The organism is Polaribacter pacificus, from assembly GCF_038024035.1.
Lineage (GTDB): Bacteria > Bacteroidota > Bacteroidia > Flavobacteriales > Flavobacteriaceae > Polaribacter > Polaribacter pacificus.
Genome location: NZ_CP150664.1, coordinates 1,707,108 through 1,719,279, shown reverse-complemented (window position 1 = coordinate 1,719,279; position 12,172 = coordinate 1,707,108). Strand labels below are relative to the sequence as shown.

General features: G+C 34.4%; 14 protein-coding genes. 11 read left to right on the top strand and 3 right to left on the bottom strand.

Annotated features, from left to right (window positions below; all coding sequences use genetic code 11):
- Positions 1-21 precede the first annotated feature (21 nt).
- The 9 genes from atpE to WHC90_RS07755 all read left to right on the top strand — a co-directional run bounded on the left by atpE (position 22) and on the right by WHC90_RS07755 (position 7,666).
- Positions 22-213 carry an ATP synthase F0 subunit C gene (atpE, locus tag WHC90_RS07795; protein ID WP_188597916.1) on the top strand — a complete coding sequence of 64 codons (192 nt, stop codon included), beginning with the start codon at positions 22-24 and terminating at the stop codon, positions 211-213.
- Positions 214-296: 83 nt separating this feature from the next.
- Positions 297-797 (top strand): F0F1 ATP synthase subunit B, encoded by a 501-nt coding sequence (locus WHC90_RS07790; protein WP_188597915.1) that lies wholly within the window; start codon positions 297-299, stop codon positions 795-797.
- Positions 798-803: 6 nt separating this feature from the next.
- Positions 804-1,361: an ATP synthase F1 subunit delta gene (gene atpH, locus WHC90_RS07785; protein ID WP_188597914.1), complete on the top strand. Its 558-nt coding sequence runs from the start codon at positions 804-806 to the stop codon at positions 1,359-1,361.
- 21 nt (positions 1,362-1,382) lie between these two features.
- Positions 1,383-2,963, top strand: coding sequence for a F0F1 ATP synthase subunit alpha (atpA, locus tag WHC90_RS07780; RefSeq protein ID WP_188597913.1), 1,581 nt, complete (start codon positions 1,383-1,385; stop codon positions 2,961-2,963).
- A gap of 70 nt (positions 2,964-3,033) precedes the next feature.
- Positions 3,034-3,897: an ATP synthase F1 subunit gamma gene (gene atpG, locus WHC90_RS07775; RefSeq protein ID WP_188597912.1), complete on the top strand. Its 864-nt coding sequence runs from the start codon at positions 3,034-3,036 to the stop codon at positions 3,895-3,897.
- Between the two features lie 272 nt (positions 3,898-4,169).
- The gene (locus tag WHC90_RS07770; protein ID WP_188597911.1) at positions 4,170-4,616 is read left to right on the top strand and encodes a hypothetical protein; all 447 of its coding nucleotides are present in this window, start codon (positions 4,170-4,172) and stop codon (positions 4,614-4,616) included.
- A 103-nt stretch (positions 4,617-4,719) separates the two neighbouring features.
- A complete protein-coding gene (locus tag WHC90_RS07765) occupies positions 4,720-5,634 on the top strand; it encodes a hypothetical protein (RefSeq protein ID WP_188597910.1) in 915 nt (304 codons plus the stop codon).
- Between the two features lie 138 nt (positions 5,635-5,772).
- Positions 5,773-6,525 carry an SDR family NAD(P)-dependent oxidoreductase gene (locus tag WHC90_RS07760; RefSeq protein WP_188597909.1) on the top strand — a complete coding sequence of 251 codons (753 nt, stop codon included), beginning with the start codon at positions 5,773-5,775 and terminating at the stop codon, positions 6,523-6,525.
- Between the two features lies 1 nt (position 6,526).
- A complete protein-coding gene (locus tag WHC90_RS07755; protein WP_188597908.1) occupies positions 6,527-7,666 on the top strand; it encodes an ATP-binding protein in 1,140 nt (379 codons plus the stop codon).
- Between the two features lie 63 nt (positions 7,667-7,729).
- On the opposite strand, the gene WHC90_RS07750 is transcribed toward WHC90_RS07755, so the two are convergent.
- From WHC90_RS07750 to WHC90_RS07740, 3 genes are all read right to left on the bottom strand, one after another.
- Positions 7,730-8,128, bottom strand: a complete 399-nt coding sequence (locus WHC90_RS07750) for a hypothetical protein (protein ID WP_188597907.1) — start codon at positions 8,126-8,128, stop codon at positions 7,730-7,732.
- Positions 8,129-8,250: 122 nt separating this feature from the next.
- Complete coding sequence (locus WHC90_RS07745; RefSeq protein ID WP_188597906.1) at positions 8,251-8,826, bottom strand: peptidylprolyl isomerase; 576 nt, start codon at positions 8,824-8,826, stop codon at positions 8,251-8,253.
- 107 nt (positions 8,827-8,933) lie between these two features.
- A complete protein-coding gene (locus WHC90_RS07740; RefSeq protein ID WP_188597905.1) occupies positions 8,934-10,475 on the bottom strand; it encodes an aldehyde dehydrogenase family protein in 1,542 nt (513 codons plus the stop codon).
- 180 nt (positions 10,476-10,655) lie between these two features.
- On the opposite strand from WHC90_RS07740, the gene WHC90_RS07735 reads away from it, so the two are divergent.
- The gene (locus tag WHC90_RS07735; RefSeq protein WP_188597904.1) at positions 10,656-11,630 is read left to right on the top strand and encodes an acyl transferase; all 975 of its coding nucleotides are present in this window, start codon (positions 10,656-10,658) and stop codon (positions 11,628-11,630) included.
- A 41-nt stretch (positions 11,631-11,671) separates the two neighbouring features.
- The gene (locus WHC90_RS07730; RefSeq protein WP_188597903.1) at positions 11,672-12,118 is read left to right on the top strand and encodes a YHS domain-containing (seleno)protein; all 447 of its coding nucleotides are present in this window, start codon (positions 11,672-11,674) and stop codon (positions 12,116-12,118) included.
- Positions 12,119-12,172 lie beyond the last annotated feature (54 nt).

Below are 12,172 nucleotides of genomic sequence, written 5' to 3'. Positions count from 1 at the left end.
TAATAATTAAATATATATATAATGGAAGGATTAAATTTTATTGGAGCTGGATTGATCGTAATCGGTGCAGGTTTAGGTATCGGTAAGATTGGTGGTTCAGCAATGGACGCAATCGCACGTCAACCAGAAGCTTCTGGGAAAATCCAAACAGCAATGTTAATTGCTGCTGCCTTAATTGAAGGTATCGGATTTGCTGCATTATTTGCAGCTTAAAAAAGCTAACAAAAGCTATAACGGTTGGTTATAGCTTTTGTTTAACATTAAAGAGAGAGATTAAAATTATATAGGTAAATAATATGGATAAGTTAATAAACGATTTTTCTTTTGGTCTGTTTGTATGGATGGGCGTATTGTTTGTGTTGTTGGTTGTACTGCTAAAGAAATTTGCATGGAAACCAATTTTAGACGCTGTAAACGATAGAGAAGAAGGGATTAAGAATGCATTGGCATCTGCAGAAGAGGCTAAAAAAGAAATGCAAAACTTAACTGCTGACAATGCAAATCTTTTAAAGCAAGCAAGATCAGAAAGAGACGCGATGCTTAAAGAAGCTCGTGAGATCAAAGATCAAATGATTTCTGAAGCTAAAGATGAAGCTAAAGAAGAAGCAAACAGAATGATTGAATTGGCTAAAGAGTCTATCAATCAAGAAAAACAAGCTGCTTTAGCACATTTAAAGAAAGAAGTTGGAGAATTATCAATCGTAATTGCTGAAGCTGTTTTGAGAAAAGAATTAAACTCTCAAGAAGATCAGGTAAAATTGGTAGAGGGAATGCTTCAAGACGTTACCTTAAACTAGTATACTATGAAAGGAGCAAGACCAGCATTACGATATGCTAGAGCTGTATTAAACCTAGCAAAAGAAACAGGAATAGAAGAGGCTGTAAATTTAGACATGCAATTGATTGTAAGTACAATCAATGAAAATGAAGATTTGCAAACAATGCTAAAAAGCCCTGTAATTAAAGCGTCTGCAAAAAGAAAAGTTTTAAATAGTATTTTTACAGATAAAGTCAATGCTATTTCATTAGGCTTATTTCACTTGCTAGAAGATAATAAAAGAATGGTGATGTTGCAAACAATTGCTGCTCATTACTCTATTATCTATGATTATTTAAAAAGCAAAGATATTGCTAAAGTGACTACTGCTTTTCCAATGACTAAAGATCTTGAAGAAAAGATTTTAGAAAAGGTAATGGCACTTACAGGTAATAAAACCAGTATAGAAAACATTATTGATCCTTCTATTTTAGGAGGTTTTATATTACGCGTAGGAGATATGCAATACGATGCAAGTATCTCAAACAATTTTAACGAATTAAGAAAGGAATTTGACAACAGTCAGTACATTCCAAAAATTTAATTATACATCAAATTAGAACAGATGGCAACAATTAAACCGGCTGAAGTATCAGCAATTTTAAAGCAACAATTGACAAATTTCGAAGCAAAAGCTTCGTTAAATGAAGTAGGTACCGTATTACAAGTAGGTGATGGTATTGCTCGTGTGTATGGTTTATCAAACGTACAATACGGTGAGTTGGTAGAATTTGAAGGAGGATTAGAAGGAATCGTTTTGAACTTAGAAGAAGACAACGCAGGTGTTGTATTATTAGGAGCTTCAAACACGGTTAGAGAAGGTTCTATTGTAAAACGTACTGAGCGTATTGCTTCTTTAAGAGCTGGTGAAGGCGTTGTTGGACGTGTTGTTGACACCCTTGGTAACCCAATTGATGGTAAAGGACCTATTGAAGGAACTACTTACGAAATGCCTTTAGAGCGTAAAGCTCCAGGAGTAATTTTCCGTGAGCCAGTTACTGAGCCTTTACAAACAGGGATCAAATCAATTGATGCAATGATTCCAGTAGGTCGTGGTCAACGTGAGTTGATTATTGGTGACCGTCAAACTGGTAAATCTACCGTTGCACTTGATACCATTTTAAATCAAAAAGAATTTTATGATGCTGGTGAGCCAGTTTACTGTATTTATGTTGCTATCGGACAGAAAGCATCTACAGTTGCTGCTATTGCTAGTATGTTAGAAGATAAAGGAGCTTTAGCTTATACGACTATCGTTGCAGCAAATGCTTCTGATCCTGCTTCGATGCAAGTATATGCACCGTTTGCTGGAGCCGCTATTGGTGAGTATTTCCGTGATACAGGAAGACCTGCTTTAATTATCTATGATGATTTATCTAAGCAAGCAGTAGCATACCGTGAAATTTCATTATTATTAAGAAGACCTCCAGGACGTGAGGCATATCCAGGGGATGTATTTTACTTACACTCTAGATTGTTAGAACGTGCTGCAAAGGTGATCAATGATGATGCAATTGCAAAAGACATGAATGATTTACCAGATTCGTTAAAATCGATTGTAAAAGGTGGAGGTTCATTAACAGCATTGCCAATTATTGAAACACAAGCAGGAGATGTTTCTGCCTATATTCCAACCAACGTAATTTCGATTACTGATGGTCAGATTTTCTTAGAATCAGATTTGTTTAACTCTGGTGTACGTCCAGCAATTAACGTGGGTATTTCTGTATCTCGTGTTGGTGGTAACGCTCAGATTAAATCAATGAAGAAAGTATCTGGAACTTTAAAACTGGATCAAGCTGCTTACCGTGAGTTAGAAGCTTTTGCAAAGTTTGGTTCTGATTTGGATGCTGCTACCATGAGTGTAATTTCTAAAGGACAACGTAACGTTGAGATTTTGAAACAAGCACAAAATGATCCGTATGCTGTAGAAGATCAAATTGCTATCATTTATGCAGGTTCTAAAAACTTGTTAAAAGATGTTCCTGTAGAAAAGGTAAAAGAATTCGAAAAAGATTTCCTAGCGTTTTTAAATGCGAAGCATAGAGATGCTTTAGATACTTTAAAAGCTGGAAAATTAACTGACGAAGTAATTGCTACTATAGAGAACGCAGCAAAAGAAATATCAAGCAAATATAAAGCCTAAGTAAGAGCTAGATTATTACTGCATATCAATTAACCTGATATGCAGTACTTAATACCCAATACGAAACAGTATGGCAAACTTAAAAGAAATACGTAACAGAATTACCTCAATTGGTTCTACCATGCAGATTACCAGTGCTATGAAAATGGTATCTGCTGCAAAGTTGAAAAAGGCACAAGATGCAATTACTGCAATGCGTCCTTATTCTTCAAAATTAACAGAATTGTTACAAAGTTTAAGTGCTACTTTAGAAGGTGATGCAGGAGGAGCTTATTCTGAACAAAGAGAGGTTTCAAAAGTATTATTAGTTGTTGTAACATCAAACAGAGGTTTGTGTGGAGGGTTTAACTCTTCTGTAATTAAAGAAACTCTTTTAACAATAGAACAAAAATACAGTAACAGTACTGTAGAATTGTTAACCATTGGAAAAAAAGGAGACGCCATTTTATCGAAAGATTTTAAGGTTATCGATAATAATATTAGCATTTTTGATGAACTTAACTTTGATAATGTAGCAGTAATTGCAGAAAAATTGATGCAGTTGTTTGTTGACGGAAGCTATGATAAAATAGAATTGGTTTACAATCGTTTTAAAAATGCCGCTACTCAAATCCCAACTGTTGAGCAATTTTTACCAATTAAGCCGGTAGAAGGAGAAAATGTAAATACAAATTTAGATTATCTTTTTGAGCCATCTAAAGAAGAGATTGTATTAGAGTTGATTCCAAAATCGTTAAAAACTCAATTGTACAAATCAATTAGAGATAGTTTTGCTGCAGAACACGGAGCTCGTATGACTGCGATGCACAAAGCAACAGACAATGCAAAAGACTTACGTGATGATTTGTTGTTAAAATACAACAAAGCACGTCAGGCTGCTATTACCAATGAAATTTTAGAAATTGTTGGTGGAGCGGAAGCTCTAAATAATTAAGCGAAGAGTAACGGAGCTAAATTATTTAGAGAGCGAGGCACTTAATAATTAGGCGTAGCGTTAGCGAAGTTAAATTTTCAAAAAGGTGCGGAAGCGCTGAATAATTAAGCGAAACTAATTTATTTAGAAAGCGGCAGGCATTGAAGAATTAATAGAAGTCCCTAAATAGTTTTATTTAGCAAAATTTATAAATTAAAGAGCGTATCAAACACTGATACGCTCTTTTTTTGTAGATTGTACTCTCTATTTAAAAGATTTTAAATTTTTGCAAAATGAAAAAAGTACAAATATTCCTCTTAGTTTTAATTGCTTTTAGCCTAAGTCAATGTAAAACGACTCAATTTGAGAAGCAAGCTCCCTTTACAATTCAATCAGCTACCTATAATTACTGGAAAGGTGGCCAGCCCAATGTTGGAGGAACAAAAGTAAGTTTTGCTTATAAGGCAACTAAGCCTGTTGAATTTGATTCAATTTATTTTCAGCAAAAAAGTGTAAAAGTAGAACTACAAGAAATAGCAGGGACTACCTATGTTGTTGGTTTTTTTAACAACAGCAGAAATATACCCGTTGTTGGACAAGTAAAAGCAACTGAAAAAAAACAGTCCACCCCATTTCAACTAGGCCCTAATGAAGCTGTATTAAGCTATTTAAAGGATGGTAAAATAAAGTATTTTAAAGTATCAGATTTAGAAGAAGTTTCTTCGAATATGAATCAATAAATAACAATACTTTTTTGTATTGGTAAGCAAGCTATTTATGGCTTGCTTTTTTTTTGGCACGTATTTTGAAACCTCTATAGTAATGTTCTTAAATACTGAGCCTATGAAATCAATTAAACTAATTTTAGTAGCACTGTTTGCAGGAGTACTGTTTAGCTCGTGTACTCAGTTTGATGATGAGTTCGGAAACCAAATTAGTTTAGACGAATTGGTTTCTGGATACGATTTATGGTATGTAGATTATCATAGAACTACCGGAACAGGAGAAATTCCTTTTGTTTCAAGAGCTTTTACACTTTCATTTTTAAATGGGAGGATGTATGCTAATAATAATATTACTGATATAGGAGTAACGGGCAACGGCCTTGGAATTATAGTAGGGAACTATAATACTCGAAATGGATATTTAGAAACCAATCACAGCATTGATGGAACTGTTGATTTTGATGTGATCCAAATTTCTCCAAATGAGATTAAAATTCGTGACGATTTTAACAATGTCACCTATTATTTGGTAGGCTATCAAAGAAACAATTTTGACTATGATAAATTGTTTTATGAAAACATAGAATATTTTTTACAAGAGTATGTTGCTTGGGAAAAAGTAGCCACTATTGGAGGCGCTCATAATGCGTTTGATTCTGAAAACTATTTGCAGTTTACACCAGAGAATTTAACAACATTTTATAGCTCTAGAGATCCATTTGGCACAACTATTGAGAGTATTCAATGGAACTATGTTGGTAGTTATAGAGTGTTTGATATTGATGGATATAACAATTTAAAGATTTTAACACTTAATTATGATGGAGGCGATACTGAAGAGTTTGAATTAAGCGTTATTAATGATAGAAAGATAGAATTGTATCATATTAATTCTGGAACAGCTTATGAATTTATGGGTAGAGGTTTTGTACAGTATTTAAAAACTGACAATCCAAAACCAGCTGTAAGGAATAACAATAGAAAACGTACTAAAATACAAAGAGATATAAAAATTAGAAGAGATTTAAAATAAAGTTTGGTTAGTTGATTTTTAGTTGGTTGTTAAACCAATCAACTAAAGTAAACCGCTCTAGAGGTAGAGCGGTTTTTTCATGCCTAAAACTTTTTTCTTTTTTAAGAGAATCGACTATCTTTAACCAAAACATTTAAAATGAATCCAACAGCATTTATAACAGGCGCGACTTCTGGTATTGGTAAAGCAACTGCCAGCTTGTTTGCAAAGAACAACATCCGCTTGATTCTTTGTGGGAGAAGATCAGAGCGTTTAGCTGAGTTGCAAAAAGAATTGAGTCAATATACAGAGGTAACAACGCTTACTTTTGATGTAAGAAATCGCGAGGCAGTTATAGAAGCCATTAAACAATTGCCTAAAGAATTCCAGCAAATAGATGTTTTAATTAACAACGCGGGGAATGCTCACGGCTTAAGCAGCATCCAAGATGGAGATTTGGATGATTGGGATGCCATGATAGATATCAATGTAAAAGGCCTGTTGTATGTATCTAAGGCCATCATCCCAAAAATGATTCAACAAAATAGTGGTTTTATCGTTAATATAGGCTCTATAGCGGGAAAAGAAGTATATCCTAACGGAAATGTATACTGTGCCTCTAAGCACGCTGTAAATGCCTTAAACAAGGCCATGCGTATTGATTTAAATGAGTACAATATCAGAGTTTCTGCCATTCATCCTGGAGCAGTAGAAACTGAGTTTTCTGAAGTGCGTTTTAAAGGAGATACAGAAAAGGCTAAAAACGTATATGCCGGTTATCAAGCATTGCAAGCTATAGACATTGCAGAGATTATTCATTTTGTGGTCACCAGACCCGCTCATGTTAATATAGAAGACCTGGTTGTATATCCAACCGCACAAGCAAGCCCAACTTTATTGAAAAAAAACTGAGATGATTAACAAGCGCCTTTTAATTAAAAACTTATTGGCTCATAATGATGAGAACAGTTTTTATGATAAAAAGCAAAAATTATCACTTGATCACAAAGAAGGTAAAGCTAAATTTATTAAACATATTTGCGCATTATCCAACTCAAATCCTGAGAACAACTCTTATATCGTAGTTGGAGTAGATGATCCTGAGAATAATATTATTGGGGTTGATTTTTTTGATGATAGCAAAATCCAAAATTTAGTAAATGCCTATCTAATCAATCCACCAACCATTCAATATGAAAATGTCCCATTTCCAAGATTGCCAAGACATAAAGTAGTTGGCTTGGTGAGTATTGCCCCTAATAAAAAGACCACATCACTGTCTAAAAATAGTTGGAAGTATAAAAAGGGAGCTATCTTTTTTAGAAGAGGAAGCAATTCTATGCAGGCATCATCACCTATAGAAGTTCAAGTTCAAAATAAAGATATTGTCGAGGCAATTGAGAAAATTGCCAGTAACAATATAGAGTTGACTTTAAAAGGGGTTTTTGATTTTTTTAAAAATCACAAAAAAGAATACCATCCACAATACAAGGTGTTTAAAGAGCAATTTGTGCTGTGTTGGGCAGGTAAAAAGACTCAAATAGAAGGGCAAACATTTTTTTCTAGAGTAGATATAGAGCTTGTCAATGAGCAGGTTCGGTTGTTCTTTTCTTCTATGGATGAGGTTCAAATTAAGGTGAATAAAAATTCTTTTATTATCACCGAGTATATTTTATTAGGCATCGATGCAAAAGAAACCCATCATCCTTTAGAAAAAACAATTATTAATTTTAAAGACAACGGTACTTATGATATCGTTAAAGAACTGCTATTTGTCCCGCCACAATACGATGCCGAAATTATAGAACATATTTATGAAAACAATAATGCGATTGTCTATAAAATAGAACATGAACTTCCACTTTCTGTTTTAGAACATGAAGATGTTTACCGTTTGCCAACCAGTTATTTAATTTGTTACCTAAATGGATTTTTAGATGCGCCAGAGCAATTAGAAAAAACCAAAGATTATATCAAAAACATGCAGGACAAAACCACGTATATTAAGTACAAAGAAGCGATGAGGGTTTTGAGAAAGGTAAAGTATAATTAAAAGCCAAAAAAAAACATCCAACTCAATTGAGTTGGATGTTCTAAGTTTTACGATAAAAAGTGATTATTTACCACCTCTGTTGCCTCCTCTATTACCACCTCTTTGGCGTTGAGAATTTTCTTTTTTCCATTTTTCGTACAATGGCCATTGTGCTTCTGTAAAGATTTTTTTCAATTCTTTGTCAGTGTCTTCTTGCATTTTGGTAAAAGCAGCCATCATTTCTTCACGACCTCCTCCGTTTTCTCTAAGCTCTGCAAAAGCTTTAGTTCTTTTGTCATTAGAAGCTAAAATTACCTCATAGGCTTTTTTCTGTTGATCTTCTGTTAATTTAAACGCTTTGGTCCAAGCCTCAACATTGGCTTTTGCTTGTGCTTTAGGATCTGGTCTTTCTCCTCTTTGCGCCTGAATTGATAGTGTACCAATAAAAAATAAGATGGTAATTGCTAAGTGTTTTGCTTTCATTTTATACTTGTTTTTAGATTTTAAAATTTTTGACGACCAGTTTCAATAAATTATTTCAACATGGTAGTTCTACGCTTAGACTATTATTTTTTAATATGGTTTAATCAAGTAACAAATTTTTTTTACAAACCTTCAGGATAAATCTTCTTTAATTCAGTTGCTTTCATTTTAATCATATTTATATCTAGAGAAATATCTGCTAGTGGTTTATTGGTAGCATCACGTTCTATATTTGTAATGGTGTTTACAACATCCATCCCTTTTATGACTTTTCCAAAAATGGTGTATTTTCCATCTAGCCTACTTAAGCCATTTTTATTTTGAACGATATAAAATTGGCATCTAGCCGAAAGCATTTTGGGGTTGTCATCACGACCAGCACCAACAGCACCATAGACATGACGCAACTTTTCATCAAACTCTGGTTCTAATAAAAACTCTGGATCGTTAAAACCTTCTGGTGTATCTGGACAGCCACCTTGAGCAACAAAATTTGGGATTACCCGATTAAAGGTTTGGTCATCCCAATATCCATCATTTGCTAATTGCATAAAACTTGCCTTGTGTTTTGGTGTTTCCTTATGTAGCCAAATTAAAATTTCACCCTTTGGTGTACTAATTTGTCCGACATCGTAAGTCTTTTCTGAATTGCAAGAAATCATGCTAATAAGAATACAGAAGCAAATAATTTTTTTCATGAATCATTTTTTTTGGTTGCTATAAAAATAGACATTATAGTTTAATAAGGCTCTTTAAACAAAAAACCCACTCAATGGAGTGGGCTTTTATTTGATATTATTAAAAACTATAAATCAAATTTTATTCCTTGTGCCAAAGGCAACTCGTCTGAATAATTTACAGTATTTGTTTGTCTTCTCATATATACTTTCCAAGCATCAGATCCAGACTCACGTCCACCACCTGTTTCTTTTTCACCACCAAAAGCGCCTCCAATTTCTGCACCAGAAGTACCGATGTTTACATTGGCAATACCACAATCAGAACCTGCATACGATAAAAACTTTTCTGCCTCTTTCATTTCATTGGTCATGATAGCCGATGACAATCCTTGAGCAACGCCATTTTGTTTTTCGATTGCATTTTCTACCTCTCCTGTATATTTCATTAGATATAAAATTGGTGCGAAAGTTTCGTGTTGTACTATTTCAAAATGATTTTCAGCTTCGATAATGGCAGGCTTAACATAGCAGCCACTTTCATAGCCTTTGCCTTCTAAAACACCACCTTCTACAAGCACATTTCCTCCTTCAGCTTTTGCTTTTTCGATAGCAGCCAAATAGGTATTTACAGCATCTTTGTCAATTAATGGCCCAATATGATTCTTTTCATCTAGTGGATTTCCGATGGTTAGTTGTTTATAAGCACCCACAATAGCATCTCTTACTTTGTCATAAACAGACTCGTGTATGATTAGTCTTCTTGTTGATGTACAACGTTGTCCACAGGTACCAACAGCGCCAAAGACAGCTCCAGGAACCACCACTTTTAAATCGGCAGTTGGTGTAATAATAATTGCATTGTTTCCTCCTAGCTCTAATAAAGATTTTCCAAAACGTTGCGCAACAGTTGCTCCAACGATTCTTCCCATTCTTGTTGATCCAGTTGCAGATACTAAAGGAATTCGAGTATCTGTAGTCATCATCTCACCAACTTTATAATCTCCATTGATGATATTAGAAATACCCTCAGGTAACTTATTTTCTTTTAAAACTCCAGCAATAATATTTTGACATGCGATTGAACACAAAGGCGCTTTTTCTGAAGCTTTCCAAACACAAACATCTCCACAGATCCAGGCCAAAGCCGTATTCCAAGCCCAAACAGCTACTGGAAAATTAAAAGCAGAAATTATTCCAACTACACCAATAGGGTGCCATTGCTCTCTCATTACATGCCCAGGGCGCTCTGAAGGGATAGTTTGACCATTTAATTGTCTAGATAAACCAACGGCAAAGTCACAGATGTCAATCATCTCCTGAACCTCTCCATAACCTTCTTGCAACGATTTTCCCATTTCATAGGAAACCAATTTTCCTAAAGGCTCTTTTAATTCTCTTAATTTATTTCCAAATTGACGAACAATTTCACCTCTTTGTGGTGCAGGCACATCTCTAAATGATAAAAATGCTTTGCTGGCCGTTTTCATTACTTGTTCATAATCTTCTTGGGTAGTGCTTGACACTTTTCCAATAAGAGCTCCATCTGTAGGAGAGTATGAAGAAATAACTTCTCCACTTCCAAAACTGTTAGAACCTGTAGATGTTCCATTGTTTATTTCTTGTATGCCTAATTCTTTTAAGGCTTCTTTGATACCAAAATCCGTCATAAGTAATGTATTTAATTCTTTAAAGAGAATTCAAAGTTACAAATAATTTAAGACATAAAAATTTTAAACAATATGGCCTTTATTTGTTTTATTTTAAACATTTAAAAATTAGTGTCACCATAAGAAATTCTTTAGCAATCAGCTAAGCAGCTGGTAAAATACTCTTATTTTTGTACAGATATGCAAGAACAGATTTTTAACATACAAACAGCTAAAGATTTTCAGACCTGTGCGCTTCAAGTTTTTAAGCATCAATTTGCTCATAACAAAGTGTATCGTTCTTTTTGTGATTTGTTGTACATCCATCCAAGTGATGTTAAAGAGCTAGCACAAATTCCTTTTTTGCCTATTGAATTTTTTAAAAGCAAAAAAGTGCTTTCTTCTTTAGATGAAGTTGAAGAGGTTTTTACCAGTTCTGGAACTACCGGAGCCATAACAAGCAAGCACTACATTACAGATGTCGAGTATTATAAACAAAGTTACCTTCATGGCTTTCACCGTTTTTATAGCGATATCAAAGACTATGCGGTATTGGCTTTGTTGCCAAACTATTTAGAAAGAAAAGGCTCCTCGTTGGTGTATATGGTTCATGATTTGATTTTGAAATCAGAAAATGAGCACAGCGGTTTTTACCTAAACAATTTGGAAGAACTTGCTCAAAAACTGAAAGTATTAGACCAGGCAGGTACTAAAGTTTTGTTGATTGGGGTTTCCTTTGCATTGCTTGATCTGATAGAACAACAGCAGTTTCAGCTAAAGAATACCTTAGTTATGGAGACTGGTGGCATGAAAGGGAGAAGAAAAGAAATGATACGAAAAGAACTGCACCAAGTATTACAAGATGGCTTTGGAGTGAAGACCATACACTCTGAATATGGCATGACTGAGTTGCTTAGCCAAGCCTACTCAAAGGGCAATGGTATTTTTGCCTGTCCACCTTGGATGCATATTTTAATCCGAGATACAGAAGATCCTTTAAGCATTATGCCAACAGGAGTATCAGGAGGGATTAATATCATAGATTTGGCCAATTATAATTCCTGTTCTTTTATTGCCACGCAAGATTTAGGAAAAGTCTTTAAAGATGATACTTTTGAGGTGATAGGTCGTTTTGATAATTCAGATATTCGAGGCTGTAATTTAATGGTCTTGTAATTTCTCTTCATTTTCATCGACTACATTAGAAACCGTATCCGATGAAACACTTACTTCTTTTTTTATGTATTGGACTTTCAACAAGTCTTTTTGCCCAGCACGATTATAACACCAAAAAAGGATTTGTAGCAGAAGGCTATGATGTGGTATCGTATTTTAGTCAAAAGGCAGAAAAGGGAAACAAAAAGTTTAGCACCACCTATGAAGGCGCAAAATTTCAGTTTGTCAATAAAGAAAATTTAGAGAAATTTAAAAAAGCACCTAAAAAGTATGTTCCTCAATACGGTGGATATTGTGCTTATGCGATAGGGAAAAGCGCAGAGAAAGTGTCTATTAACCCTAAAACATTTGAGATTAGAGACGGAAAACTGTACTTGTTTTACAATTCATGGGGAACAAACACCCAAGAACTCTGGATTAAAGAAGGGGCAAAAGCACTTCAAGAAAGCGCAGATAAAAACTGGAAAAAACTAAGCAAAGAAAATTAAATGTCATTCCAATTCTTTTTATCCTGTTTTAAAAGTTCGCAGGATAAGAATTTG